At 67.7% G+C, this 26,275-nt stretch carries 28 protein-coding genes; 16 read left to right on the top strand and 12 right to left on the bottom strand.

The window, feature by feature from the left end; translation table 11 throughout:
• Nucleotides 1–297: 297 nt before the first annotated feature.
• A complete protein-coding gene (gene msrA, locus AC07M7_RS16690; protein WP_495207888.1) occupies nucleotides 298–963 on the bottom strand; it encodes a peptide-methionine (S)-S-oxide reductase MsrA in 666 nt (221 codons plus the stop codon).
• A gap of 30 nt (nucleotides 964–993) precedes the next feature.
• Nucleotides 994–1,257 carry a putative signal transducing protein gene (locus AC07M7_RS16685; RefSeq protein ID WP_046987838.1) on the bottom strand — a complete coding sequence of 88 codons (264 nt, stop codon included), beginning with the start codon at nucleotides 1,255–1,257 and terminating at the stop codon, nucleotides 994–996.
• A gap of 217 nt (nucleotides 1,258–1,474) precedes the next feature.
• Here AC07M7_RS16685 and AC07M7_RS16680 point away from each other — a divergent pair, with 217 nt between their 5' ends.
• The 6 genes from AC07M7_RS16680 (at nucleotide 1,475) to AC07M7_RS16655 (ending at nucleotide 6,843) form a co-directional block, all read left to right on the top strand.
• Nucleotides 1,475–3,223, top strand: a complete 1,749-nt coding sequence (locus tag AC07M7_RS16680) for a glutamine--tRNA ligase/YqeY domain fusion protein (RefSeq protein ID WP_495207887.1) — start codon at nucleotides 1,475–1,477, stop codon at nucleotides 3,221–3,223.
• Nucleotides 3,224–3,266: 43 nt separating this feature from the next.
• A complete protein-coding gene (locus tag AC07M7_RS16675) occupies nucleotides 3,267–3,920 on the top strand; it encodes a hypothetical protein (protein WP_428710326.1) in 654 nt (217 codons plus the stop codon).
• Between the two features lie 44 nt (nucleotides 3,921–3,964).
• On the top strand, nucleotides 3,965–4,687 hold the full coding sequence (locus AC07M7_RS16670) for a DUF6348 family protein (protein WP_495207886.1): 723 nt from the start codon (nucleotides 3,965–3,967) through the stop codon (nucleotides 4,685–4,687).
• 98 nt (nucleotides 4,688–4,785) lie between these two features.
• Nucleotides 4,786–5,346, top strand: coding sequence for a nucleoside deaminase (locus tag AC07M7_RS16665; RefSeq protein ID WP_012510109.1), 561 nt, complete (start codon nucleotides 4,786–4,788; stop codon nucleotides 5,344–5,346).
• Entirely contained in the window at nucleotides 5,330–6,397 is a 1,068-nt protein-coding gene (rlmM, locus tag AC07M7_RS16660) for a 23S rRNA (cytidine(2498)-2'-O)-methyltransferase RlmM (RefSeq protein ID WP_136639917.1), read from the top strand. The genes AC07M7_RS16665 and rlmM overlap by 17 nt, the downstream gene beginning before the upstream one ends.
• A 50-nt stretch (nucleotides 6,398–6,447) precedes the next feature.
• On the top strand, nucleotides 6,448–6,843 hold the full coding sequence (locus AC07M7_RS16655; protein WP_046984896.1) for an EF-hand domain-containing protein: 396 nt from the start codon (nucleotides 6,448–6,450) through the stop codon (nucleotides 6,841–6,843).
• Nucleotides 6,844–7,054: 211 nt separating this feature from the next.
• Here AC07M7_RS16655 and AC07M7_RS16650 read toward each other — a convergent pair whose 3' ends face one another.
• Both AC07M7_RS16650 and ubiH read right to left on the bottom strand, forming a co-directional pair.
• A complete protein-coding gene (locus tag AC07M7_RS16650) occupies nucleotides 7,055–8,236 on the bottom strand; it encodes a UbiH/UbiF family hydroxylase (RefSeq protein WP_426354300.1) in 1,182 nt (393 codons plus the stop codon).
• Nucleotides 8,233–9,441 carry a 2-octaprenyl-6-methoxyphenyl hydroxylase gene (ubiH, locus tag AC07M7_RS16645; RefSeq protein ID WP_495207885.1) on the bottom strand — a complete coding sequence of 403 codons (1,209 nt, stop codon included), beginning with the start codon at nucleotides 9,439–9,441 and terminating at the stop codon, nucleotides 8,233–8,235. The genes AC07M7_RS16650 and ubiH overlap by 4 nt, the downstream gene beginning before the upstream one ends.
• Before the next feature lie 107 nt (nucleotides 9,442–9,548).
• On the opposite strand from ubiH, the gene AC07M7_RS16640 reads away from it, so the two are divergent.
• The 10 genes from AC07M7_RS16640 to AC07M7_RS16595 all read left to right on the top strand — a co-directional run bounded on the left by AC07M7_RS16640 (nucleotide 9,549) and on the right by AC07M7_RS16595 (nucleotide 19,426).
• Nucleotides 9,549–10,133, top strand: coding sequence for a hypothetical protein (locus AC07M7_RS16640; RefSeq protein WP_046984893.1), 585 nt, complete (start codon nucleotides 9,549–9,551; stop codon nucleotides 10,131–10,133).
• 8 nt (nucleotides 10,134–10,141) lie between these two features.
• Nucleotides 10,142–10,696 carry a cob(I)yrinic acid a,c-diamide adenosyltransferase gene (locus AC07M7_RS16635; RefSeq protein WP_004144563.1) on the top strand — a complete coding sequence of 185 codons (555 nt, stop codon included), beginning with the start codon at nucleotides 10,142–10,144 and terminating at the stop codon, nucleotides 10,694–10,696.
• Between the two features lie 9 nt (nucleotides 10,697–10,705).
• Complete coding sequence (locus AC07M7_RS16630; protein WP_046984892.1) at nucleotides 10,706–11,644, top strand: histone deacetylase family protein; 939 nt, start codon at nucleotides 10,706–10,708, stop codon at nucleotides 11,642–11,644.
• 89 nt (nucleotides 11,645–11,733) lie between these two features.
• Nucleotides 11,734–14,214, top strand: a complete 2,481-nt coding sequence (gene lptD, locus AC07M7_RS16625; RefSeq protein WP_495207884.1) for an LPS-assembly protein LptD — start codon at nucleotides 11,734–11,736, stop codon at nucleotides 14,212–14,214.
• A complete protein-coding gene (locus tag AC07M7_RS16620) occupies nucleotides 14,211–15,557 on the top strand; it encodes a peptidylprolyl isomerase (RefSeq protein ID WP_253079223.1) in 1,347 nt (448 codons plus the stop codon). Before lptD ends, AC07M7_RS16620 begins: the two co-directional genes overlap by 4 nt.
• Nucleotides 15,558–15,560: 3 nt before the next feature.
• Entirely contained in the window at nucleotides 15,561–16,541 is a 981-nt protein-coding gene (gene pdxA, locus AC07M7_RS16615) for a 4-hydroxythreonine-4-phosphate dehydrogenase PdxA (RefSeq protein ID WP_495207883.1), read from the top strand.
• Nucleotides 16,538–17,341 (top strand): 16S rRNA (adenine(1518)-N(6)/adenine(1519)-N(6))-dimethyltransferase RsmA, encoded by an 804-nt coding sequence (gene rsmA, locus AC07M7_RS16610; RefSeq protein ID WP_012510102.1) that lies wholly within the window; start codon nucleotides 16,538–16,540, stop codon nucleotides 17,339–17,341. The genes pdxA and rsmA overlap by 4 nt, the downstream gene beginning before the upstream one ends.
• Nucleotides 17,342–17,354: 13 nt before the next feature.
• Nucleotides 17,355–17,738, top strand: a complete 384-nt coding sequence (gene apaG / locus AC07M7_RS16605; RefSeq protein ID WP_032968744.1) for a Co2+/Mg2+ efflux facilitator ApaG/CorD — start codon at nucleotides 17,355–17,357, stop codon at nucleotides 17,736–17,738.
• Between the two features lie 15 nt (nucleotides 17,739–17,753).
• The gene (locus AC07M7_RS16600; protein WP_046984887.1) at nucleotides 17,754–18,782 is read left to right on the top strand and encodes a symmetrical bis(5'-nucleosyl)-tetraphosphatase; all 1,029 of its coding nucleotides are present in this window, start codon (nucleotides 17,754–17,756) and stop codon (nucleotides 18,780–18,782) included.
• Entirely contained in the window at nucleotides 18,779–19,426 is a 648-nt protein-coding gene (locus AC07M7_RS16595; RefSeq protein ID WP_337302514.1) for a DUF1287 domain-containing protein, read from the top strand. Before AC07M7_RS16600 ends, AC07M7_RS16595 begins: the two co-directional genes overlap by 4 nt.
• A 140-nt stretch (nucleotides 19,427–19,566) precedes the next feature.
• On the opposite strand, the gene AC07M7_RS16590 is transcribed toward AC07M7_RS16595, so the two are convergent.
• The 8 genes from AC07M7_RS16590 to AC07M7_RS16555 all read right to left on the bottom strand — a co-directional run bounded on the left by AC07M7_RS16590 (nucleotide 19,567) and on the right by AC07M7_RS16555 (nucleotide 26,059).
• Complete coding sequence (locus AC07M7_RS16590; RefSeq protein ID WP_495207882.1) at nucleotides 19,567–20,058, bottom strand: dihydrofolate reductase; 492 nt, start codon at nucleotides 20,056–20,058, stop codon at nucleotides 19,567–19,569.
• Nucleotides 20,059–20,071: 13 nt separating this feature from the next.
• The gene (locus AC07M7_RS16585; protein WP_495207881.1) at nucleotides 20,072–20,623 is read right to left on the bottom strand and encodes a hypothetical protein; all 552 of its coding nucleotides are present in this window, start codon (nucleotides 20,621–20,623) and stop codon (nucleotides 20,072–20,074) included.
• A gap of 8 nt (nucleotides 20,624–20,631) precedes the next feature.
• Entirely contained in the window at nucleotides 20,632–21,426 is a 795-nt protein-coding gene (locus tag AC07M7_RS16580; protein WP_495207880.1) for a thymidylate synthase, read from the bottom strand.
• Complete coding sequence (gene lgt / locus AC07M7_RS16575) at nucleotides 21,423–22,310, bottom strand: prolipoprotein diacylglyceryl transferase (protein WP_136639924.1); 888 nt, start codon at nucleotides 22,308–22,310, stop codon at nucleotides 21,423–21,425. Before lgt ends, AC07M7_RS16580 begins: the two co-directional genes overlap by 4 nt.
• Nucleotides 22,311–22,361: 51 nt before the next feature.
• Nucleotides 22,362–22,856: a TPM domain-containing protein gene (locus tag AC07M7_RS16570; protein WP_136639925.1), complete on the bottom strand. Its 495-nt coding sequence runs from the start codon at nucleotides 22,854–22,856 to the stop codon at nucleotides 22,362–22,364.
• Nucleotides 22,856–23,740 carry a TPM domain-containing protein gene (locus tag AC07M7_RS16565; RefSeq protein WP_428710316.1) on the bottom strand — a complete coding sequence of 295 codons (885 nt, stop codon included), beginning with the start codon at nucleotides 23,738–23,740 and terminating at the stop codon, nucleotides 22,856–22,858. Before AC07M7_RS16565 ends, AC07M7_RS16570 begins: the two co-directional genes overlap by 1 nt.
• A 3-nt stretch (nucleotides 23,741–23,743) precedes the next feature.
• Nucleotides 23,744–24,364, bottom strand: a complete 621-nt coding sequence (locus AC07M7_RS16560; protein ID WP_012510094.1) for a LemA family protein — start codon at nucleotides 24,362–24,364, stop codon at nucleotides 23,744–23,746.
• Nucleotides 24,365–24,898: 534 nt separating this feature from the next.
• Nucleotides 24,899–26,059: an MFS transporter gene (locus AC07M7_RS16555; protein ID WP_136638881.1), complete on the bottom strand. Its 1,161-nt coding sequence runs from the start codon at nucleotides 26,057–26,059 to the stop codon at nucleotides 24,899–24,901.
• Nucleotides 26,060–26,275: the final 216 nt, after the last annotated feature.

Below are 26,275 nucleotides of genomic sequence, written 5' to 3'. Positions count from 1 at the left end.
GTTGGGCAGGACGCCCAACCCCGGTCTTGCCGTGTGCGCAGGACAGCGCACACGAGCAAGGCGCCATCGAGCCCCCAGGGGTGAGGGCGCTTTGCTTGCGAAGCACTGCTTCGCAAGCGCCCGAACGCACAGCCGCCAGCGGCTGGGCCGGACCCCGGAGGGGGATTCACGGCGTGTCCTGCCAACCCACACCGCCCCGCCCAACCCACAGAAACCCAGAGCCGCTTTGGCTTTGGCTTTGGCTTTGGCTTTGGCTTTGGCTTTGGCTTCTGCCCGCCGCAGGCGGACCACCGCGCGTCAGCGCGGCGCCTCCACATCCAACCCGATCGGGCAGCTCACGCCGGTACCGCCAATGCCGCAGTAGCCGTTCGGGTTCTTGGCCAGGTACTGCTGGTGATAGTCCTCGGCGTAGTAGTACGTCGGTGCCGGATACACGATCTCGGTGGTGATCGGGCCATACCCCGCTGCAGCCAGCTGCGCCTGGTAGGCCTCGCCACTGGCCAGCGCCGCGGCGTACTGGGCCTCGTCGGTGGCGTGGATCGCCGAACGGTACTGGGTGCCGGTGTCGTTGCCCTGGCGCATGCCCTGGGTCGGGTCGTGGCTCTCCCAGAACAGCTGCAGCAGGCGCTCCAGGCTGACAACCGCCGGGTCAAACACCACCTGCACCACCTCGGTGTGGCCGGTCAGGCCCGAGCAGACCTCTTCGTAGGTCGGGTTCGGGGTGATGCCACCGGCATAGCCCACGGAGGTGCTGTACACGCCCGGTTCGGTCCAGAACTTGCGCTCGGCGCCCCAGAAGCAGCCCAGCGCGAAACGGATCTGCTGCAGGCCGGCAAAACGGTCCTTCAGCGGATGGCTGTTCACGAAGTGCTGGTTGCTGTGCAGCGGCAACGGCTGCTCTCGGCCCGGCAGCGCCTCTTCCGCGCGCGGCAGGCGCTGCTTGAAGGCGCCGATGCCAAGGATGCCCTGTCCGATTCCCAACATGATGCGCTCCTACGCCGGAAGGCCGGCAATGTCGTCTGCATCTGAAATGGGGTCGTCCGGGGCGTGGCCCAAGTCCAGCGCGGCCACGATGTCCTCGGCCTGCGGCCGTGCCGCATCAGGGATGCCCACCCGCAGCACGCCGAACAGCGGCAGCTCGCCCATGCCGCCCAGCAACGACTCGCCGAACACAAAGGCCGGGATGCCGGCATCCTCCAGCGCGTGCTTGACCAGGTGGGCGTCGAACAGGTTGTCGGCCTTGTACACGATGTGCATGCGGCGGCTCCGTGGGACAGGATTCCAGCATACGCCCGGGGGCTGAATGGTGGTGGTGACGGCCCATGACCGTTCTGCCGGCCAGCGGCCGGCACTACCCATCTGTACGTCGATCCACATTTCGCCGGCCGCTGGCCGGCAACCCCGATCGCCACCGGGCAGCCCCGCCCCTTACGCGCTAAACTGTTGGTCTTTCTGCCTTTCTCTTCGCCGACTCATGTCCGAGCACACCCCCGCCAGCCCCGAGACCCCCGCCGACAGCCACGAAAAGCGCGATTTCATCCGCCAGATCGTGCGCGAGGACCTGGCCAGCGGAAAGCACCAGGCGATCAAGACCCGCTTCCCGCCAGAGCCCAACGGCTACCTGCACATCGGCCATGCCAAGTCGATCTGCCTGAACTTCGGCATCGCCGGCGAGTTCAGCGGCGTCTGCAACCTGCGCTTCGACGACACCAACCCGGCCAAGGAAGATCCGGAATACGTGGCCGCGATCCAGGACGACGTGCGCTGGCTGGGCTTCGAGTGGAACGAGCTGCGCCACGCCTCGGACTACTTCCAGACCTATTACCTGGCCGCCGAGAAGCTGATCGCCGACGGCAAGGCCTATGTCTGCGACCTGTCGGCCGAGGAAGTGCGCGCCTACCGCGGCACCCTGACCGAGCCGGGCCGCCCGTCGCCGTGGCGCGACCGCAGCGTCGAGGAAAACCTCGATCTGTTCCGTCGCATGCGTGCCGGCGAGTTCCCCGATGGCGCGCGCACCGTGCGCGCGAAGATCGACATGGCCAGCGGGAACATCAACCTGCGCGATCCGGCCCTCTACCGCATCAAGCACGTCGAGCACCAGAACACCGGCAACGTGTGGCCGATCTACCCGATGTACGACTTCGCGCACGCGCTGGGCGATTCGATCGAGGGCATCACCCACTCGCTGTGCACGCTGGAATTCGAAGACCACCGCCCGCTGTACGACTGGTGCGTGGACAACGTCGATTTCGCCCATGACGACGCGCTGACCCAGCCGCTGGTCGACGCCGGCCTGCCGCGCGAAGCGGCCAAGCCGCGCCAGATCGAGTTCTCGCGCCTGAACATCAACTACACGGTGATGAGCAAGCGCAAGCTGATGGCGCTGGTCACCGAACAGCTGGTGGACGGCTGGGAAGACCCGCGCATGCCGACCCTGCAGGGCCTGCGTCGCCGTGGTTATACCCCGGCCGCGATGCGCCTGTTCGCCGAGCGCGTGGGCATCAGCAAGCAGAATTCGCTGATCGACTTCAGCGTGCTGGAAGGCGCGCTGCGCGAAGACCTGGACAGCGCCGCACCGCGTCGCATGGCGGTGGTCGATCCGGTCAAGCTGGTACTGACCAACCTGCCGGAAGGCCATGAAGAGCAGCTGACCTTCAGCAACCACCCGAAGGACGAGAGCTTCGGCAGCCGCGAAGTGCCGTTCGCACGCGAGGTGTGGATCGACCGTGAGGACTTCGCCGAAGTGCCGCCGAAGGGCTGGAAGCGCCTGGTGCCGGGTGGCGAAGTGCGCCTGCGCGGCGCCGGCATCATCCGCTGCGACGAAGTGATCAAGGATACCGGCGGCACCATTACCGAGCTGCGCGGCTGGCTGGATCCGGAATCGCGTCCGGGCATGGAAGGCGCCAACCGCAAGGTCAAGGGAACCATCCATTGGGTCAGCGCCGTGCATGGCGTGCCGGCCGAGATCCGCCTGTACGACCGCCTGTTCTCGGTGCCGAACCCGGACGACGAATCGGAAGGCAAGACCTATCGCGACTACCTCAATCCGAAATCGCGCCACACTGTCACCGGCTATGTCGAGCCGGCCGCAGCCAGCGCCGCGCCGGAGCAGTCGTTCCAGTTCGAACGCACCGGCTACTTCGTCGCCGACCGCCGCGACCACACCGAAGCCAAGCCGGTGTTCAACCGCAGCGTGACCCTGCGCGACACCTGGTCGGCCTGAGGACCCGAGCGGGCGCCAGCACGGCGCCCGCACGCCCCCGACGATGATCACCGCCCTGTCCGCCCTGCTCTGGTTCATTTCGCAGCATCCGCTGCTGACGTTCTTTGCAGCGATGGTGCTGGCCGGGCTGGTCTCGTGGTGGCGGCGCTTTCCGGGCTACGCCATCGTGGTGTTCCCGCTGGCGATGCTCAACATCTTCCTCGGCCACTTCCTCAACGCCGCCTTCCTCAACGTGGTGGGCGAGCGCGGTGAAGCGGTGATCGTCAAGGCCGAGGAAACCAGCTCTACGCTCAACGAGCAGTACATCTGGCGTTACGAAGCGGTGCTGCGCACGGCCGAGGGCCGCGATGTGGAAGTGGTGTTCCACACCAACACCGCCTCGCTGTGGCCGCTGGAGAACGCGATCCGCATCCCGGCACCCGACCAGCCATTCGTGGTGAAGTACACGGCGGGCTTCCCGCGCAACTTCGTCATCCTCACCAACGAATCACCGCACGGCATCGCCCAGGCCCGGGCCAGCGCGCGCGAGCGGGTGGAAGTGGCGGCACGCAAGCTGCATTTCAGCCCGGACAACGCCGATTTCCGCGCGGACTATCGCCGCGAACTGGAAGCCTGGCTGCGCGACCACGGCAACGACCCGCAGCAGCAGCCCGATGCGCAGCGATATCGCGCCGAACTCGACGCGCTCGAGCGCTAGTTCCAGGCCCTGCCTGGATGTTCCGCCCCATCCACAGGCCTGACATGACCACGACCTCCACTGATCTCCTCCCGCTGCTGCAGCAGGTGCTGCAGGGCGCCGGCATCGCCAGCCGCGCCGACGGTGGCGCGCTGCTGCTGGACAGCGGCCTGCGCCTGACCCCGCATGCGATGGCCGCGCAGGAGCGCGACAACGGCGGCTGGCAGACCTCCACCGTCATCGAGAGCCAGCATCCGGTGCTGTTCGCCGACGGCCTGTTCGAGTACCAGCACGCCAACGGTGCCGATGAGCAGGCATCGCTGCTGTCCGGCTTCCAGACCTGGGTGCGGGTGGACCTGGCGACGCTGCAGACCGCGATCGGCGCCGAAGACGCGCAGGGCCTGCCGATGATGGGCCTGACCTATCCAGCCAGCGACGACGGCGAAGAGCACCACCGCACTGTCGTACTGGGGCCGCTGGCGCACTACCGCGCGCAGGAGGTGGATGCATCCACCTGCGGCGAGGACGACCACGGCTCCTGCCCCTGCTGCCTGTTCACCCGCAGCATGGACGCCTTCGACGCGCTGCTGAAGGCGCGCCAGTTCCTCGCCATCCGCCTGTTCGCCTCACGCGATGCCGACGGCCTGTGCGAGGCCGATTGCCGGGTCAACGGCCACGACTTCGGCGCCGCTCTGCCCCTGCTGCGCACCTACGCCGCCAGCTGGCCGCAGGCCGGACTGGAGTTCCGCAAGCAGTACGTGGTGATCCGCACCGGCTCGCCGGGCTGACCCACCGCCACACCCGATACAGGCCGGTGCAGCTACACTGCGCGCCGGTTTCCCAAGCAACCGCACCTTCTTCCATCCCATTACGAGGCACCCCCGCGATGCTGTACGCGCAAGTCCACCTGACCCTTCCCGCCTGGATCCACGACCAGATCGACCTGGATCGTCGATATCCGGGCGATGAGGCCAAGGTCGCGCTGGCGATCGAGCTGTCGCGGTTGAACGTCGAGCACGCCAGTGGCGGCCCGTTCGGTGCCGTGGTGTTTGGCCCTGAAGACAAGGTCATCGCCGCCGGCGTGAACCGGGTCATGCCGCACTCGACCTCGCTGGCGCATGCCGAGAACATGGCCTACATGCTGGCCCAGCAGCGCCTGCAGACCCCGCGCCTGAACGCGGTGCTGTCGCCGGTCACCCTGGCCACCAGTTCGCAGCCGTGCTGCCAGTGCTACGGCGCCACCGTGTGGGCCGGCATCGACCGCCTGCTGATCGGTGCCAACTCGGCCGACGTCGAAGAACTGACCCCATTCGATGAAGGCCCGCTGCCGGCCGACTGGGTCGGCGAACTCAACAAGCGCGGCATCGAAGTGGTGCAGGGCCTGAACCGCGACGCCGCACGCAGTGTGCTGCGTGCCTATGGGGAAAGCGATGGCGCCCGTTACTGAAACCGGCATCGGCCTGCTGTGCCTGTGCCGGCAGGGCTTCGAGCCCGAGCTGGCCGGCGAGCTGCAGTTCCGCGCCGGTGAAGCCGGTTTCGCCGGTTATGCGCGCACCCAGCGCAATGACGGCTACGTGTTGTTCATGTGCGACGAAGCTGCCGCGCTGGCACCACGGCTGCGCTGGCGCGAACTGATCTTCGCGCGGCAGAAGCTGGTGGTGCTGGCCGAACTGCCGCAGCTGGACCCGGCTGATCGCATCACCCCGATGCTGGAGGTGCTGGCCGATGCGCCGCGCTTCGGCGACCTGTGGGTGGAGCACCCCGATTCGGACGCCGGCAAGCCGCTGTCCGGGCTGGCCCGCGCCTTCGGCAATGCGTTGCGCCCGGCGCTGCGCAAGGCCGGCAAGCTCACTGACAAGCCAAACAATCGCCTGCCGCGCCTGCATGTGGTATTTGTCGACGGCACCCATGCCTTCGTCTGCGTGGCCGACCCGGCCGACAGCGCACCGTGGGCATTGGGCATCCCGCGCCTGAAGCTGCTGCCCGAAGCGCCGTCGCGTTCGGCGTTGAAGCTGGACGAAGCGCTGCTGACCCTGCTGACCCCGGAAGAACGCGAGGCACTGGCCAAGCCCGGCATGCGCGCGGCTGACCTGGGCGCCGCGCCGGGCGGCTGGACCTGGGTGCTGACCCGCCAGCACATGCACGTGCTGAGCATCGACAACGGCCCGCTGCGCCAGCACGTGCTGGACACCGGCCTGGTCGAGCACCTGCGCGCCGACGGCTTCCACTGGCACCCGGAACAGCCGCTGGACTGGATGGTCTGCGACATGGTCGAGCAGCCGCGCCGCGTGGCCGAACGCATGGCTACCTGGTTCCGCGAAGGATGGTGCAGGCACGCGATCTTCAATCTGAAGCTGCCGATGAAGAAGCGCTGGGACGAAACCCGCTTGTGTTTGGATCTGTTCCAGGAGCAGGCCGGCAAGCCATTGGTGGTGCGTGCCAAGCAGCTGTATCACGACCGTGAGGAGATCACGGTGTTGGCCTCGCCGCTGCGGTGAGGCCATCGCGCCCGCCGGGCGTGGCCCGGCGCTACCGAGGAATGGCAATCATGCGATACCGCTCGATTCCGATACTGATCGCGCTGCTTGCAACGGCGCCGGCCATTGCACAGCAGTTGCCGCCCATGCCGGCGCAGAGCCAGCCGCTGGGTCCGACCGGCGGAGCGATCCGCCAGCAACCGCTGGATGCCGGCCGGGTCAGTGGCAGCGTCGAGATTGCAAGGCCGGCCGGCGAGGCACAGGTAACCGTGCGCTCGCTGGAGCCCAGCAGCGTGGTCGGCCAGTACCGCATCCACTTCGCTGCGCTGGATGTGAACAGCGATGGTTTCATCAGCCGCGAAGAAGCGCAGGCGAATCCGGCGCTGGCCGATGAGTTCAATGCGTTGGACGTGAAGCGTCGCGGCAAGCTGGACCGTGCCGATCTGGCCGGTTGGCTGGTTGATTGATTCACCGGCGCGATCTTCATCCACGCATGGCGTGGAGCTACTGGATCAACGGCGGTAGCGGAGCCCGCTTCTGGTAGGTGCCAACCTTGGTTGGCACATCCATCAGGCATCCTGGACCCAGATGAGGCGAGGCTGTTTCCAGCCTTGTGCCAACCAAAGTTGGCACCTACCAGAGCGGCGTTGGCACGTACCAGAGCAGCCTGTATTCCGATCAGACCCCGGCAGCGCGCTTCCAGAACGCCTGCACCAGCGGCGGCCATTTGCCGACGCAGCCCAGCGCGCGGCCGCGGGCCAGGGTCAGGTGCATCTCGTCGTTGGAGAACAGCCGATTGATCGCATCGAAACTGTAGGCGGCGATCTGGTTGTCACTGCGCCGTTCCCGTGCCCACCGCTGCAGGCGCTGCGGCGACAGCCGTGGCTGTCCGCGACGTTCGGCCGACGGCGCCAGCCACTGCTGCAAGGCGGCCACGTCGCGCAGGCCCAGGTTCACGCCCTGCCCGGCCAGGGGATGCACCACATGCGCGGCATCACCCAATGCCAGCACGCGGCCGGCCACGTAGTGACGGGCCAGCTGCCGACGCAGCGGGAACGCCGCACGCGCTGATGCCAGCCGCAGTTCGCCCAGGCGCGCGGCGAACGCACGCGTCAGTTCGCGGTTGAAGGCGTCCTCGTCCAGCGCCAGCACGCGCGCTGCTTCATCCTCGGGCAGAGTCCAGACAATCGAACTGCGACGCTCGGCCACCGGCAGCAGCGCCAGCGGCCCGGTCGGCAGGAAGCGCTGCCATGCGGTGGCCTGGTTCGGCAGTTCGCTGTCCACATAGGCCACCACGCCACGCTGGTGGTAGTCATGCCGCTCCACCTCGATCCCGGCCAGCTGGCGCAGGGTCGACTCGGCGCCATCGGCCGCCACTGCCAGCGCTGCTTCCAAGCGGCGACCGTCGTCCAGGCGCAGGCGAACACCGTCATCATCCTGTTCCAGCGCTTCCACCCGTGCCGGGCAATGCAGCTGCACGCCCGCCGCTGGCAGTGCCGCCCACAGGCGGTCCTGCAACAAGCCGTTCTCGACGATGTAGCCCAGCTCGCGACGACCGAAGCGGTCGGCATCGAACAACAGATCCTCACCGCCGGCGGCATCCCACACCTGCATGCGCCGGTAAGGCCAGGCGCGGGCCTGCGCGATCACCGGCCACACGCCCAGGCGGTTCAACAGTTGTACGTTGTCAGCGGCGAAGGCGAACACGCGCAGGTCCGGCTGGGCGGCCTGCCACGGTGCCGGTTCACGGCCTTCCACCAGCGCAACCGACAGGCCGGCATCGGCCAGCGCCAACGCACACGCGGCACCGACCACGCCACCACCAACGATGGCCACATCAAGACGCATGCGCCGGCTCATGCAGCTTCTCCGCGGCATAGGCGCGGCACGTCGCCACGGAAGCCCATCGCGCCACCGACCAGCATCGACTGCACCGACGCGCGTTGTGCGGCCACCAAGCCGAGGCTGCGCAGCGGCCGCATCAACGGTGCCGGGTTGCTGGTCAGGCGCGCCAGGCCACCGGAGAACGCCACCGTCTGCCGGCGGTCTTCCTCGCGGCGCGCGACATAGGCCTGCAGCAATGCATCACTGCCGGCATCCTCATGCGCATCCTCCAGCAGTTCGGCCAGGGTCAGCGCATCGCGCAGGCCCAGGTTGAAGCCCTGTGCACCCAACGGATGGATGGTCTGCGCGGCATTGCCGAGCAACACCGTACGCTCACCGGCCAGCGCGCGCGCCAGCACCTGTATGAGCGGATAGGCGCTGCGCGGGCCGGACTCGAGCAGGCGGCCGGCACGCCAGCCGATCGCGCTCTGCAGGCGTTGCAGCCAGGCGGCATCGTCCAGCGCCATTACTGCATCGGCCTGATCGCGCGCTACGCCGTGCACGGTGCCGAAGTGACGATCGCCACGCGGCAGCAGGGCAGTCGGGCCGGTATCGGTGAACCGCTCCCAGGCGGTGCCGTCCGGCGCGCGCTGGCTGCGCACGCGGGCCACGAACAGGGTCTGCTGGAAATCATGGCGGTCGACCTCGATGCCCAGCGCGCCACGCACGCCGCTGGTGGTGCCATCGGCCCCCACCACCAGACGTGCCAGCAGCACGCGCTCGCCGGCCTCGTCAGCCACCCGCACCTGGCGGTAGCCGTCGACCACGTCGCCCAGCCCCAGGAACCGCATCGGCCGGTAACGGCGCAGGCGCGGAAGTTCCAGAAGCCGCGCTTCCAGCGCCTGGCCGAAATCCCGCGCGACTACTACCTGGCCAAACCACGGCCTGTCGTAATCGGCCGCTTCGAGCTGTACCCGTCCGAAGTCGCCGGCACGGCTGACATGGATGCGGCGGATCGGGCCGGGGCCCATCGACAGCTTCTGCATCACCCCCAGCGCGGTCAGCGCATTGACGGTGGCGGCGGCGAAACTGAGGTTGCGCTGGTCGAACACCGCCGGCAGCTCACCTGCCGGGCTGGCCTCGAGCAGGCCCACGTCGCGGCCCAGGCGGTCCAGGGCAATGGCCAGGCTGGCGCCGACCAGCCCGCCACCGACGATCAGCACGTCATGTCGTTCACTCATGGGCTCATGATACGCGCTCACCCCCACTGCAAGCCCAATGCATCCCGCCTGCGCCAACCCGCGCGGCGGGCTAGAATGAAACCTGAATCCGCTCCGGGCCCGCTGCCATGTCCGACACCGCCAACCGCGCCTTCGTCCTGTCAGTACTCGTACTGCTGCTGGCGGCGACCCGCGTCAACCACTTCGCGGCGATTCCCGATGCCTCCTGGGCCGTGTTCTTCATCGGCGGCTTCTATCTGGCGCGCTGGACGCGCTGGGCGTTCCCGCTGCTGATGCTGTTCGCGGTGCTGGTCGACTGGATCGTGATCCGCAGCAGCGGCCTGGACTTCTGGCAGCACTACTGCGTGTCGCCGGGCTACTGGCTGCTGCTGCCGGCGTACTTCTCGCTGTGGGCTGGCGGGATGCTGCTGGGCCGCAACTACCAGAGCGCGCGCTGGTCGGTGCTGGCCAAGGGGGCGCTGCTGCTGGTCGCCTCGGTGGCGGTCTGCCACTTGTTGGCGCAGGGCGGCTTCTACTGGAGCAGCCGCAACGTGGCCGAGCCGACCCTGGCCGGCTGGGCACAGAACTACGCGCAGTGGTTCGGGCCCTACCTGCGTACCACGGCGATCTATGTGGCGCTGGCCGCCGCCCTGCAGCTGGCCGTGGAGCAGATGTTGAAGCTCCAGCAGGCCCGCCGCGACATCCGCCACTGAGCCGCACCATGGGTCATCGCCTCTCGCGCATCTACACCCGCACCGGCGACGACGGCAGCACCGGCCTCGGTGACGGCCAGCGTGTGGCCAAGGATGACGCCCGCGTTGCCTCCTACGGCACCGTCGACGAAGCCAATGCCGCGCTCGGCCTGCTGCTGGCCGCCCCGTTGCCCGAGGACGTGCGCGCGCTGGTCGTGCATCTGCAACACCAGCTTTTCGACCTCGGCGCCGAGCTGTGCATCCCCGGCCATGCTGCGATCCACGCCGCCGATGTCTCCGCGCTGGAGCAGCAGCTGGACCACTACAACGCCGGCCTGCCAATGCTGAAGGAGTTCATCCTGCCGGCCGGCGGCGAGGCCGCTGCACGCTGCCACCTGGCGCGCACCATCGTCCGCCGCGCCGAGCGCGAGACGGTCACCCTGGCCCGCCACGAGGCTGTGCGCAGCGAGGCGCTGCAGTATCTCAACCGGTTGTCGGACCTGCTGTTCGTGCTGGCCCGGGTGCTGGCCCGTGCCGATGGCCACGGCGAAGCGCTGTGGCAACCACAGCAGCGCCAGCGCTGAGTCGGCACGATGCTGGTCTATACCCATCCGTCCTGCCTGCTGCATGACCCCGGCCCCGGCCATCCCGAGTGCCCGCAACGCCTGCAGCATGTACTGGACGCACTCCACGCTGCCTTCCCCGGCCAGCTGGACTGGCGCGAGGCGCCGCCAGCCAAGTTCGGTGAACTGACCCGGGTCCACGACAGCGCCCTGCTCGACTTCGTGCTGCAGCCGCAGACCGCGCCGCTGCGCCAGCTGGATATGGACACCTGGACCTCGCCGGGTTCGGCCAGCGCCGCCGTGCACGCCGCCGGTGCCGGCGTGGCCGCGGTCGATGCGGTGATGCTGGGCGAGGACCCGCTGGCCTTCTGCGCGGTACGCCCGCCGGGCCACCACGCCACCAGCAGCACGGCGATGGGCTTCTGCCTGCTGAACAACATCGCCATCGCCGCCGCCTATGCCCGCGACCGCCATGGCCTGGAGCGGATCGCGGTGGTCGATTTCGACGTGCACCACGGCAACGGCACCCAGGACATCTTCCAGCACGACGCCCGCGTCTCTTACTACAGTACCCACCAGGCCGGGCTGTTCCCCAACTCGGGCCTGCGCCGCGACCGCGGCGCGGGCAACCTGATGAACATCCTGCTGCCGCCGGGCAGTGGCGGCTTCCGCTTCCGCAACGTCTGGGCCGACGAGATGCTGCCAGCCATCGACGACTTCCGCCCGCAGCTGCTGCTGATCTCGGCGGGCTTCGATGCCCACCTGCGTGATCCGCAGGCGGACCTGATGCTGGAGACCGACGATTTCGCCTGGATCACCCGTGAACTGCATGCGCTGGCACGCCGTCACGCCGCCGGCCGGGTGGTCTCGATGCTGGAGGGAGGCTACGACCTGCAGGCCCTGGCGGAGTGCAGCGTGGCCCATGTCCAGGCCATGATCACCCCCTCTGCGGGTGCCTCCGCCGGATGAACCCGAACCGGCAGCCTCCCGCGCCCTTCATTGCCCCTATGCAAGGGATGGGGCAAGCTACCGTCCGTTTTCGCCCGAATCCGAACCGCGTGCGCCGAGCCCTCCGCCTGCTTCCCCTGCCTCTGAGCATCGCCATCAGCCTGCCGGCGATGGCCGATGATAAGCCGCTCAACTGGGGCCTGTGCCCGGCCACCGACGTCATTCCCGCGTTCACCGACGCCCCCACTCCGGTCCCCGCCCAGGACAAGGCTGCCGCCGCGGCCGCCCGCGAGAACCAGCCGACCGACATCGAAGGCGACCAGCTGCTGGGCACCACCACCGTGCCGCAGTACGAGGGCAACGTGGCGCTGCGCCGGGGTGACCAGTTCGTCGGGACCGACAAGCTCAGCTTCGACACCGAGACCGGCAACTACATCGCCGACGGCAATGTCCGCTACCAGGACGGGTCGATCCGGATGGTCGCCAAGCGCGCCGAAGGCAACCAGGAAAGCGACACCCACAAGATCTCCGACATCAAGTACCAGCTGGTGTCGCGCCGGGGCAACGGCGATGCCGAATCGGTCGACCTGCAGGGCGCGGTCGGCCAGATGCACCGCTCGACCTACACCACCTGCGACCCGTCGCAGCCGGTGTGGAAGCTGTCGGCGCCGCAGATCGAGGTGGACAACGACGAAGGCTTCGGCACGGCCCGCAACGCCGTACTGCGCATCGGCAAGGTGCCGGTGCTGTGGGCGCCCTACTTCAAGTTCCCGATCGATGACCGCCGCAAGACCGGCCTTCTGTTCCCGCAGCTGGGCATGTCCGGCCGCAACGGTGTCGACTACGCGCAGCCGATCTACTTCAATCTGGCGCCGAACTACGACGACACCCTGACCCCGCGCTACATGAGCCGGCGCGGCCTGCTGCTCGACAACGAGTTCCGCTACCTCTACAACGGCGGCCGTGGCGAGGTGCTGACCAGCTACATGCCCAACGACAAGCTCCGCGACCGCGACCGCGGCCGGGTCATGTTCGACGGCTACCACAACGTGAACAGCCACTGGCAGGCCCGCGCCAACCTGGCCTGGGTCAGCGACGAGCGCTATGTCGAGGACTTCGCCAATCGCCTGGTGGGCGTGACCGCCTCCAACCTGCAGAGCACCATCGGCCTGTACGGCACCGGCCAGAACTGGACGGCCGGCATCATGGCCGACCGCTGGCAGCTGACCGACTACACGCTCAACGAAAGCGCCCTGCCGTACAACCGCCAACCGCGCCTGTTCTTCAACTGGAACAAGCCGGTGCTGCCGTGGCTGGAGACCGGCGTCTACACCGAAGCCGTGCGCTTCACCCACGACGACATCAACTTCAAGTACGACACCAGTGCCGGCACCGACCTGCAGTACACCCGCACAGGTCAGGTCCAGCGCATGTACGGTGGTTCGCGCCTGGACGTGAAGCCCTACGTGTCATTCCCGATCAGCGGCGCAGCCTGGTACGTGACCCCGACCCTGGCCTACCGCTACACCGGTTATGAGCTGGATCGCGGCCTTGCCGACAGTGTCCGTCGTACCGTGCTGAGCTCGCAGGGCATCGACCCGAACACAGCCACGCCCGAGCAGCTGCGCGGCAACACCTCGCCCAGCCGCAGCCTGCCGATCGGCAGCATCGACGCCGGCCTGTTCTTCGATCGCGAGACATCGATCGGTGGCAAGTCTTTCCTGCAGACCCTGGAGCCGCGCCTGTTCTACCTGCGCACGCCCTACCGCAACCAGGACGAGCTGCCGATCTTCGATACCCGCGACTTCACCTTCAGCTGGGGCCAGCTGTTCCGCGACTCGCGCTATACCGGCGCCGACCGCCAGAACGATGCCAACCAGCTGACCCTGGCGCTGGGCACCCGCTTCATCGACCAGACCACCGGCAAGGAACGCTTCTCGGCCGCGATCGGCCAGATCCAGTACTTCGATGAATCGCGGGTCAGCACCACGCCGGGCGGGGCGCCGGTGGAGAAGGGCAAGTCGGCCTGGATCGCCGACGGCAACTACATGATCAACGACCGCTGGACGCTGGGTGCCACCTACCAGTGGGACCCGAAGTACAAGCGCGAGGACCTGGCCAGCGTCCGCGCCCGCTACCTGATGCCCAACGACGGCGTGGTCAACCTGAGCTACCGCTATCGCATCAATGCGGGCGCCCCGGCGACCGCCAACAAGCATGACCGGACCCTGCTGGAGCAGGCCGACCTGTCGTTCCTGTACCCGCTGAATGCGCGGTGGAGCCTGGTCGGCCGCTATTACTACTCGCTGCAGGACAAGGAACCGCTGGAAATCATCGCCGGCGTGCAGTGGGACAGCTGCTGCCTGGCCGTGCGCGCGGTGGCCCGTCGCTACGTGCGCAACCGCGAAGGCGACATGAACAACTCCATCCAGCTCGAGTTCGTGCTCAAGGGCTTGAGCTCCATCGGCCAGGACACGGACCGCACTCTGCGCCGTGCTATCCTCGGCTATAACCGCGACGACCTCTATCTCGTGCCGCCCAGCAACACCGGAGTGACCCGCGATGACTACGATCCGAATCTGATCCCATGACCAAGCGCTTCCCCGTTCTTCTCGCCTCGCTGCTGGCGGTGTCCAGCGTGTCCGCCCCCCTGCAGGTGCTTGCCCAGGAGGCGCAGCCGCTTGACCGCATCGCCGCCGTCGTCGATGAAGACGTGATCCTGCAGAGCGAACTCCAGCGTGCGATCGCCAACATCAAGGCGCAGTACGTCGGCCGTGAGGCCCAGCTGCCGCCGGAAGACGTGCTCAGCCGCCAGGTGCTTGAGCGCCTGGTGCTGGTCAAGCTGCAGGTGGCCCGCGCCCAGGGCAGCGGCATCCGGGTCAGCGACCAGGAGCTGAACCAGGCGATGAATGCCATCGCCCAGCAGAACGGTTCGAACCTGGACGCGCTGCGCCAGCGCCTGGCCCAGGACGGCATTGATTTCGCCGATTTCCGCGCCTCGGTGCGTGATGAGATCACCGTGCAGCGCCTGCGCCAGAGCTTCGCGCAGAGCCGCATCAGCGTCAGCGAGGGTGAAGTCGATGCCGCGCTGAAGCAGCAGGCCACGGTCGGCAACCAGTACCACCTGGCGCACATCCTGATCGCGGTGCCCGACGGTGCCAACGCCGACCAGATCGCCACCGGCCAGAAGAAGGCCGACGGCGTGAAGGCCCTGCTGGACAAGGGCGAGCTGGACTTCAATGCGGCTGCGGTGCGCTATTCGGACAGCCCCAACGCGCTGGAAGGCGGCGACCTGGGCTGGCGCAGCCTGGATGAAATCCCGGCCGCATTCGCACAGACGATGTCAAAGATGAAGGCCGGTGAAGTGGTCGGCCCGATCCGTGGCCCCAGCGGCTTCCAGCTGCTGAAGCTGGTGGAAGTGCGCGATGCCAGCGCCGCCGGTGCGGGTGAACATACGGTCACCGAATACCACGGCCGCCACATCCTGGTGCGCGTGGACGATCACCAGACCGACGCCGCTGCCAAGGCCAAGATCGATACCCTGCGCGCCCGCATTGCCGGTGGCGCCGAGTTCGAGGCCGTGGCCAGGGAGTCCTCCGAGGACAACAACACCAAGGGCCAGGGCGGTGATCTGGGCTGGTTCCCGGCCGATGCGTTCGGCCCGGCTTTCGGCCAGCAGGTGGAAGGCGTGCAGGATGGCGGCATCAGCCAGCCGTTCCGCACCGATGCGGGCTGGCACATCGTGCAGCGCGTGGCCACCCGCCAGACCGACGTGACCACCGACAACCAGCGTGCCCAGGTCCGCGAGACCATCGGCCGCCGCAAGCTGGAAGACGAGTACAACCGCTTCCTGCAGGAACTGCGTGGCGAAGCCTACGTCAGCTTCCGCAGCGGCGACCGCGCGGAAAATACCGCGACCCCGCCGCAGTCCTGACCGATGCGCCCCGAGCTCGCTCTGGTACCGGGCGAGCCCGCCGGGATCGGCCCGGAGCTGTGCGTCCGCCTTGTCCAGCAGCTGCGTGAAGATTGTCGGCTGCTGGCCTTCGCCGACCCGGACACCCTGCGCGCGGCCGCTGCCGCGCTGAATCTGCCGCTGCAGCTGCTGCCCGAAGACGCCGAAGCACGCGTCCCCGGCGATCTGCGCCTGCGCACCGTCCCCAATGCCGTAACCAGCCATTTCGGCCAAGCCGATCCGGCCAATGCCGGCGCGGTCATCAGCGCCCTGCTCGGTGCCGGCCAGGCCTGCCTGTCCGGCGAGCTGCATGGCGTGGTCACCGGCCCGGTGCACAAGGCGGTCATCAACGAGGGCGGCATCGCCTACAGCGGCACTACCGAACTGCTGGCCAACCAGGCCGGGGTAAAGGTGGTGATGATGCTGGCCAACCACATCGTCCGCGTGGCGCTGGTCACCACCCACCTGCCGCTGCGCGACGTGGCCGATGCGATCACCGCGCCCGGCCTGGAACGCACCCTGCGCACCGTGCATGCCGCGCTGCGCCGCGAGTTCGGCCTGGCCGCGCCACGCATCGCCGTACTCGGCCTGAACCCGCACGCCGGCGAAGACGGCCATCTGGGCCGCGAGGAGCTGGACCTGGTCATCCCCCTGCTGCAGCGCCTGCGCGCCGAGGGCATGGACCTGGTCGGGCCACTGCCGGCCGACACCGCCTTCCTGCCCGCCAAGCTGGCCGGCTTCGACACCGTGCTGGCGATGTACCACGACCAGGGCCTGCCGGTGCTGAAGTACTCCGGCTTCGAGCAGGCGGTGAACCTGACCCTGGGCCTGCCCTACCCGCGCGTGGCCGTGGACCATGGCACCGCGCTGGATCTTGCCGGCCGCGGCATCGCCGATCCCTCCAGCCTGCAGGCGGCAACGACGCTGTGTGCGCAGCTTGCGCGGCAACGTACACTGAGCGCATGAATTCCCCGCATTCCCCCTCCGGCCCGGTGTTCACCGCACCGGCCAAGAAGCAGCTTGGCCAGCATTTCCTGGCCGACCGCCACTACATCGACAAGATCGTGATGGCAGTCAACCCGAAAGACGGTGACCGCCTGGTCGAGATCGGCCCGGGTCAGGGTGCGATCACCCTGCCGCTGCTGCGCGTGCACCCGAAGCTGACGGTGATCGAGTTCGACCGCGACCTGATCGCGCCGCTGACCGCGGCCGCCGAGCCGCTGGGCGAGCTGACCATCGTCCACCGCGATGTGCTGCGCGTGGACTTCACCGAACTGGCCGACGGCCAGCCGATCCGCCTGGTCGGCAACCTGCCCTACAACATCTCCTCGCCGATCCTGTTCCATGCGCTGGAACATGCCGCAGTGATCCGCGACATGCACTTCATGCTGCAGAAGGAAGTGGTCGACCGCATGGCCGCCGGCCCCGGCAGCAAGGTGTTCGGCCGTCTCAGCGTGATGCTGCAGGCGTACTGCGAGGTGACCTCGCTGTTCGTGGTGCCGCCGGGCGCGTTCCGGCCGCCGCCGAAGGTCGATTCGGCCGTGGTGCGGCTGGTGCCTCGTGACCCGGCCACGATCAACATCCGCGATCACAAGCGTTTCGCCGAAGTGGTCAAGGCCGCCTTCGGGCAGCGCCGCAAGACCCTGCGCAATGCCCTGAACAACGTGGTGTCCGCCGAGCAGTTCGCTGCCGCCGGCGTGCGTCCCGATGCCCGTGCCGAACAGCTGGACGTGGCCGAATTCATCGCTTTGGCCAATGCCTCCTGATTACACTGCCGGTATGGAAGACGCTGACGTTTACGCCATCTCCGTCGAAGTCGCACCGCGCTTCCTCGACGATCAATCCGCGCCGGAAGACGGCCGCTATGCGTTCGCCTATACGATCCGCATCCACAACCAGGGGCAGGTCGCCGCGCGCCTGATCGCACGCCATTGGCGCATCACCGATGCCAACGGCCGCGTCGAGCACGTCGATGGCGATGGCGTGATCGGTGAGCAGCCACGCCTCCGCCCCGGTGAAGACTTCCGTTACACCTCCGGTGTCATGCTGGGGACCGATCACGGGACCATGCAGGGGCACTACGACATGGTTGCCGACGATGGCACCGAATTCGCTGCGGCGGTCGCACCTTTCGTGCTGGCCATCCCGCGCACCCTGCACTGACACGGAGGCCGAACGATGAGTGTGTGGGCGATCGGCGACCTGCAGGGCTGCTATGACGTCACCCAGCGATTGCTGGAGAAGATCCGCTTCGACCCCGCGCAGGACACCCTGTGGTTCTGTGGCGACCTGGTCAACCGCGGCGGCCAGTCGCTGGAAACGCTGCGGCTGGTGCACTCGCTGCGCGAGCACAGCGTGGTGGTGCTGGGCAACCATGATCTATCGCTGCTGGCCGTCGGTGCGCGCACCGAAGAGGAACAGCGCAAGGTCAATCCGGACCTGCTGCGCATCGTGCAGGCCGAGGACCGCGACGAACTGCTGGACTGGCTGCGCCTGCAGAAGCTGGTGCACGTGGACCGCGAGCTGGGCTGGATGATGGTGCATGCCGGCCTGGCGCCGAAGTGGACCACGCAGATGGCCGAGCGGCATGCCGCTGAAGTCGAGGTGCAGCTGCACGGCGCCGGCTACCGCAAGCTGTTCCGCAACATGTATGGCGACAAGCCGAGCTGGGCACCGAACCTGTCCGGCTACGACCGCTCGCGCGCGATCATCAACGTGCTCACCCGCATGCGCTACTGCACCCCGCGTGGGCGCATCGGCATCGAGGACAAGGGCACGCCGGGCACGCAGGAACAGGGGCTGTACCCCTGGTTCGAAGTGCCGGGCCGGGTCGAGCGCGACCTCAAGATTGTCTGTGGCCACTGGTCGGCGCTCGGCCTGACCATCACCCAGGGCGTGCACGCCATCGATACCGGTGCGGTGTGGGGCGGCAAGCTCACCGCGATCCAGCTCGACACCGAAGAACTGCGCGTGGTGCAGGTACCGGGCCGCGATGTGCCGGCACCGGTGCCGCATGCACGTCCGCCGGCGCGACCGGCGCACGAGCGGCCCGCCGCTGCGGCGCAGGGCAAGGAACAGGGCGGCGGCAACACGCCCGCTGCCAACCCGGGCAACCGTGGTCCGCGTCGACGTCGCCGTCGTGGCGGCGCTGGCGGTAGCGGCAACGGCGGTGGTGGCAACAACAACGGCGCACCACCGCAGGCATGACACGACCTGGCTGCGCACCATGGATGGTGCTGCTGCTGACGCTGGCTCTGGCCAGCGGCTGCCAGCCCGGCTCGCCGCCTGCTTCCACCGCTGCGGGCAGCGCTGAACGCGCACCGACGCAACCGCAGGCCGCTTCACCGCCACTGGTGGATGCGGCACGCGCGCAGGTCGGCGTCACCACCCGCTACGACCCTGCTTACCAGGTGCTGGCCTATCCCGGCGGCGACGTCCCGCTGGATCGCGGCGTCTGCACCGACGTGGTGGTGCGCGCTCTGCGCAGCCAGGGCCTGGACCTCCAGGCCCGCGTGCACGAAGACATGCGCGGCAACTTCAGCGCCTACCCATCGATCTGGGGCCTGTCACGGCCGGACCGCAACATCGATCATCGTCGCGTACCGAACCTGATGCGCTGGTTCGAGCGGCAGCGCTGGCAGCAGCCGATCAGCACCGCCGCCGCCGACTACGCAGCCGGCGACATCGTCGCCTGGAAGCTCAACGGCAACGGCCTGCTGCATGTGGGCATCGTCTCCGACCGGCGCTTGGCCGATGGCACGCCGCTGGTGCTGCACAACATCGCGCGCGGCACGCGGGAAGAGAACCTGCTGTTCCAACACACGATCATCGGGCATTACCGGATGCCGTAGCGACAGTCCCGGTAGAGTCGACTGTCAGTCGACTATCGCGAGCAGCGCGGGGGGTTCGGGGGACCGCTGAGAGCAGTCGACTAACAGTCGACTCTACCCCGTCGATATCCCCGTCAGTGTTTTCGTTGGTATTTCCGCTCTCAACGGCGCACGTAGTGCACGAAGCGGAACGCGTAGGCGTGGCGTTCGTCGGCCGCGTGCGGCTCGCTGCTCACTTCCCGCCAGTCACGCGCGTCCACCTCGGGGAAGTGGGTATCGGCAGGCACTTCGGCATCGACCCAGGTCAGGTACAGGTCGCTGGCCTGGCCCAGCAGCTGACGGAAGATCTCGCCGCCACCGATGATGCACAGTTCGCTGGCGCCCTCGCCTTCGGAAATCGCCTTCGCCTCGTCCAGCGACGCCACCGCGCGCATGCCCTCGAACGGCACCTGGCTGCTGCGGGTCAGCACCAGGTTGGTCCGCCCCGGCAGCACACGGCCGATCGATTCGGCGGTCTTGCGCCCCATCAGGATCGGCTTGCCCAGGGTGAGCGCCTTGAAGTGCTTGAAATCATCCGGCAGATGCCAGGGCATGGCATTGCCCTGGCCGATGCCACGGTTGCGGTCCAGCGCCACGATCATCGACAGCTTCATCAGTGCGATCTCCTCAGCTGGCGTCGATCTGCAGGCGTTCGCAGGCAGCGTTCGCGGCACTGGCGGCCCGCAATGCTGCAGCCAGCGCCGGACTCGACGTGGACTGCTCATCCAGGCCGCTGATGATCTTCTGCTTCTGCGCTTCCTCGATCTCCTTCAGGCCCGGCCCCGACAGGATCTCCGCCGACAACGCCGCATTGTCGGTGCCGGCACCACGCGCGAGGAACGCCTTCAGCTGGTCGCTGGAGTAGACGGTGGCCAGGCGCTGTTCAAGCTCACGCTGATAGGCCGGATCCTCGACACCCGCCTTCAGGTGCTCGGTCATCGCCGCGTACATGCCGGTTACCGCCTCACGCATCTGCGCCCGGCACCCTGCCGGCACATCCTGAGGCAGCATCGTGCTGCCGTTGAATGCTCCGGCGAACACCTGCACTTCCTCGCGCATGTGCTTGTGCACGATCTGCTCATTGACCTGCCTGGCCAGCGACAGTGTATCCGCCGCTGCGGCCTGGGCCATGCCCAGAGGGAGCGCAACGCACAGCGCCAACAGGCAGCGGGAAAGCATGCGCGCGCTCATACCGCCACCGGCGCCTTGATCGCCGGATGCGGATCGTAGCCGTCGATGCGGATGTCGTCGAACTGGAAGCCGAACAGATCGGTCACCTCCGGGTTCAACCACAGCGTCGGCAGCGCGCGCGGTTCACGCGACAGCTGCTCGCGGGCCTGCTCGAAGTGGTTCGAATACAGGTGCGCGTCGCCCAGCGTGTGCACGAAATCGCCCACGCCCAGGCCGGTGGCCTGCGCCACCATGTGGGTCAGCAGCGCGTAGCTGGCGATGTTGAACGGCACACCGAGGAAGATGTCGCCGCTGCGCTGGTACAGCTGGCAGCTGAGCTTGCCGTCCACCACGTAGAACTGGAACAGGTTGTGGCACGGCATCAGCGCCATCTGCGAGAGCTCGCCCACGTTCCAGGCGCTGACCACCAGCCGACGCGAATCCGGGTTGCGCTTGATCTCATCCACCAGCCACTGCATCTGGTCGATCTCACCGCCATCGGCAGTGGCCCAGCTGCGCCACTGCTTGCCGTAGACCGGGCCGAGGTCGCCGTTCTCGTCGGCCCACTCGTCCCAGATCCGTACCTGGTTGTCCTTCAGGTAGCCGATGTTGGTGTCGCCCTTCAGGAACCACAGCAGCTCGTGGATGATCGAGCGCAGGTGCAGCTTCTTGGTGGTGACCAGCGGGAAACCGTCTGCCAGGTTGAAGCGCATCTGCCAGCCGAACACGCTGCGGGTGCCGGTACCGGTGCGGTCGCTCTTCTCGGCGCCGTGCTCAAGCACGTGCAAGAGCAGGTCCAGGTAAGCCTTCATGCCTTGCCCTCGGCAGTCACCGGCAGCTGCGGCTGCAGCACCGGCGCGCGGCGCGACATCGCCAGCAGCACCAGGCCGAAGACGATCAGCGGCACGCACAGGATCTGGCCCTTGGTCAGCCAGCCGAAGGCCACGTAGACGCCGTTGTCCGGCATGCGCACGAATTCCACCGCGAAGCGGAAGACGCCGTACAGCAGTGCGAACAGGCCACCCACCAGGTAACGATGGCGCGGCTTGGCCGACACCGCCCACAGCACAACGAACATCACCAGGCCTTCCAGCAACGCTTCATACAGCTGCGAGGGATGGCGCGCGAACTGGTTCAGCGCACCGCTGGCGAACTGCGCCTGCAGGGTGGCGTGGTCGAGCTGGTTCAACGGGGCCGGCAGGCCGGACGGGAACACCACGCCCCAACTGCCGTCGGTGTACTTGCCCCACAGCTCGGCACCGATGAAGTTGCCGATGCGGCCGAAGCCCAGGCCCAGCGGCACCAGCGGCGCCATGAAGTCCATGGTGTCGAAGAAATGCAGGCGGTGCTTGCGCGACCACCACCAGCAGGCGGCGATCACGCCCAGCAGGCCACCGTGGAAGCTCATCCCGCCGTCCCACACCTTGAACAGCAGCAGCGGGTTGTGCAGGAAATCACCCAACGCGTAGAACAGCATGTAGCCGACGCGTCCGCCCAGCACCACGCCCAGCATGGCGTAGAACAGCAGGTCGGAGAAACCATTGGCATCGACGCCCGGCAGGCGTCCGTCGGCGATGCGCTTGCGGCCCAGCAGCCAGGCTGCGGTGAAGCCGAGCAGGTACATGATGCCGTACCAGTGCACCTTGATCGGTCCCAGCGAGAGGGCGATGGGGTCGATGTCGTGGAAATAGATCATGGAAGGTGCCTTGCGGTTGAACGTCTATTCTCGGGCCAGTGCCGCCCCGGCTCAACCAAGGATCTGTGGCGAGTTCGGCAACGCGTCATCGTTCGACCGCGTCGAGGCTGGAAAGTGCCCTTCCAGCAAGCTGGAGACCTCGTCGATCGCATCCTGCAGCGCTTCCACGGGATTGGACCCGCGCAGGCCCTCGCGCAGATGAGTGCAGACCCGCTGCCACTGCGCCGGGCTGACCCGGCCGTGCAGGCCGCGGTCGGCGACGATCTCGATCGCGTGATCGGCCAGCAGCAGGTAGATCAGCACGCCGTTGTTGTGGGCTGTGTCCCAGGTACGCAGGCGGGCGAAGGCGTGTTCGGCGGCCTGGCGCGGGGTCACTTTGTGCCACAACGCGGCCCACGGCAGGTCGGCTTCGACCGCGAACATCACCTGGCCACCGTGGCGCTGCTCACCGGCGGCGATGGCCTCGGTGATCGCCTGCAGCGTGGCCGGCGGGAACGCACGCCGCACTGACGGCGAAAACACGTGGCGACACAGACGTTGGATCATCACCAGCCTCCCGAAGCACCGCCGCCGCCGGAACGGCCACCACCACCGCCCCAGCCGCCGCCACCGAATCCACCGCCCCCGCCGAATCCGCCTCCGCCGCCCCAGCTGCCACCACCCCATCCTCCACCACCGGCAAAGCGCCCGGGATGGCCGGACAGCATGGCGACGATCAGGCCGACGATGCCCGCCAGGCCACTGGCCAGCAGGGTGGAGGTGAACAGGAACGCCGCCAGTGCGGCACCAGCACCGCCCAGCAGGCCACGCAGCGGGCGCGGCACGCGCGAGAACACGCCGCGCAGGATGCTGCCGGCGAATACACCGATGAACAGGGCCAGGAACCAGGTATCGCCGCCACCGTCGGGCTCGCGGGCCCGCTGGCCGCTGACCGGCGTGGGCAGTGCCTCGCCATCGACGATCTTCACCAGCACCGCGGTGGCATCGGTGATGCCACCGGCGTAGTCGCCCGCTCGGAAGCGCGGCACCAGGTATTCCTGGATGACCCGGTTGGCGATGGCATCGGGAATGGCACCTTCCAGGCCGTAGCCCGGTTCGATGCGTACGCGCCGGTCGTCCTTGGCCACCACCAGCAGCACGCCGTCATCCACGCCCTTGCGGCCGATCTGCCACTGGTCGAAGACCCGCGTGGTGTACTGGGCGATGTCTTCCGGCTGGGTGCTGGGCACCACCAGCACCTGCAGCTGGCTACCCTTGCGCTGCTGCAGGTCCAATGCCTGCTGCACCAGCGCCTGCTTCTGCGTGGCATCCAGCGTGCCGGTGGTATCGACCACCGGCGAGTCCAGCGCCGGAATAGGTGCCAGCTGCTGGGCCTGCGACGCCAACGGCAGCCACAGCAGCAGGGCCAGCAGCGCAGTGGCCAGGCGCATGGGTCAGTGGCCCGGCTGCGGAGCCGGCTGCTGCTGCGGCGCGCTGCCGAAATCCACCGCCGGCGCGTTGGAGATCTGCGCTTCGTTGTCCACGGTGAAGTTCGGCTTGGTCTTGTAGCCGAAGATCTTGGCGGTGATCACCTGCGGGAACGAGCGGATGTAGGTGTTGTAGTCCTGCACCTGCTGGATGTAGCGACCGCGGGCAACGGTGATGCGGTTCTCGGTACCTTCCAGCTGCGCCTGCAGATCGCGGAAGTTCTGGTCGGACTTGAGCACCGGGTAGTTCTCGGTGACCACCAGCAGCCGCGACAACGCACTGCCGAGTTCGCCCTGGGCCTGCTGGAACTGCTTGAGCGAGGCTTCGTCGTCGGCGTTGACGTTGATCTGGCCGACCCGCGAGCGGGCGTTGGTGACTTCGGTCAGCACGCGCTCTTCCTGGCTGGCAAAGCCTTTCACGGTCTGCACCAGGTTGGGTACCAGGTCGGCGCGGCGCTTGTACTGGTTGAGCACTTCGGACCAGCTGGCCTTGACCGCTTCATCCTTCTGCTGGATGGCGTTGTAGCCGCAGCCGGAGAGCAGGGAGGCCAGCAGCATCAAGGGCAGGACGCGGGTGAACAGGCGCATGGCGGAGGTTCCGGGTGGACTGAGCGCCGAGCATGCCACGGATGGGGTGAAAGATCGGCCATCGGGCGCCGCCCCCTCCGCGGTGGCCATGTCTGCTGGATATCGGGGTGGGCCGGGAGGGTGAGTGGGCTGGGGGACGCCGTGAATACGTCCTTGTAGGCTCGGGCGCGCCATCCATGGCGCTTACGCCCCCTGCCCACTCACCCTCCCGGCCACGGACGGTTTCCTGCGCACCGCGGGAAGATCAAAAAAGAGCAAAAGCGAAAGCCCATGCTCCAGGCATTCGTGCCGACCAACGGTCGGCACCCACCATCAGCAGCAGGTTCCAACAGATCGCAGGAACCTGTCGAAGGCGGGGTGGGTCAGCTTGCGGGGGCGTGAGCGCCATGGATGGCGCGACCGAGCTTACAGGGACGTACTTGCAGCGTCCCCCGCAAGCTGACCCACCCCGCCAACCCACGGAATGCAGGCTGTTGCTGTTGCTCTGGATTCTGCGGGTGCAGGGCTGCAAGCCCTGCCGGAACCCCACACCGTTCAACAGGCCTCAGCCACCGGGGCGCGCGCACGCCCCAGCCACGCCAGCAGCAGCGCCGACGCTGCCAGCAGGCCACCGGCCACCGGAATCGCCGCGTACCCCAGCCCCAGGCTGATCACCGCACCACCCAGTGCTGCACCGAGCGCATTGCCGAGGTTGAACGCACCGACGTTGATCGACGACGCCAGGCCCGGCGCCTCGCTGGCGGCCTGCATCACCCGGATCTGCAGCGGCGGCACGATCGCGAAGGTCGCGGCACCGAACAGCAGCACGCCCAGCGCCGCCGTGGCGTGATTCATGAAGGCCAGCGGCAGCACGAACATCAACACGGCCAGTACCGCGAGCAGGATGCGGGTGGCGCCATCCAGCGACCAGTCGGCCATGCGCCCGCCGATGCCGTTGCCGAAAGTGAATCCAATGCCGATCAGGGCCAGCGACATCGCGATGAAGGCGTTTGAGGCACCGGTCAGCTCGGTCAGCACCGGCGCCACGTAGGTGTAGAGGGTGAACATCGCGCCGGCGCCTAGCACTGTGGTGGCCATGGCCAGCAGCACCTGCGGCTGCAGGATCGCCTTCATCTCGCGGCGCACGTCCGGACGCGCATCAGGCGCGGATGCCGGCAGGGCCAGGCCCAGCGCGGTGATCGCCACCAGGCCCAGCACCGCAGTACCGGCGAAGGACAGGCGCCAGCCCAACTGCTGGCCCACCCAGGTTGCCAGCGGCACGCCACCGATGTTGGCGATGGTCAGGCCCATGAACATGGTCGCCACGGCGGCCGCCTGCTTTTCCTTCGGTACCAGGCTCGCGGCGACCACCGCACCGATGCCGAAGAAGGCACCGTGATTGAGGCTGGTGACCAGGCGCGACAACAACAGCAGGCCGTAGTTCGGGGCCAGTGCCGACAGCAGGTTGCCGACCACGAAGATCGACATCAGCAGCATCAGCGCAGTGCGCTTGCCGAAGCGTCCCATCAGCAGGGTCATCACCGGCGCGCCCAGCATGACGCCCACGGCATAGGCCGTGATCAGCATGCCGGCGGTGGGAATGTTCACGCCTACGCCGTCGGCAATGACAGGCAGCAGGCCCATCGGCGCGAATTCAGTGGTGCCGATGGCGAAGGCGCCGACGGCGAGGGCCAACAGAGCGGCTCTGGAGTTCATGAGGTCATCCTGCGTGGGGCAGGTCCTGGAAAAGAGCGCGTAGCCTGCGCGCTTTGTCGGCCCGGATTAAGCCTCGCCCCGGGAAAACACTGTTGATCTCAATTCACAGCTGGCGGGAACCTCCCCGCCGGGCCATGCCCGGCGAGCGCGGTGGGCCTCGCAACGCAGAACCCCCGGCGCTGGCCGGGGGTTCTGGGTGACACGCTTGCCTGTGAT

Source organism: Stenotrophomonas sp. GW821-FHT09E08 (genome assembly GCF_059416125.1).
Note: the sequence above shows the minus strand (reverse complement) of the source record. Positions and strands in the feature narration are given on the sequence as shown.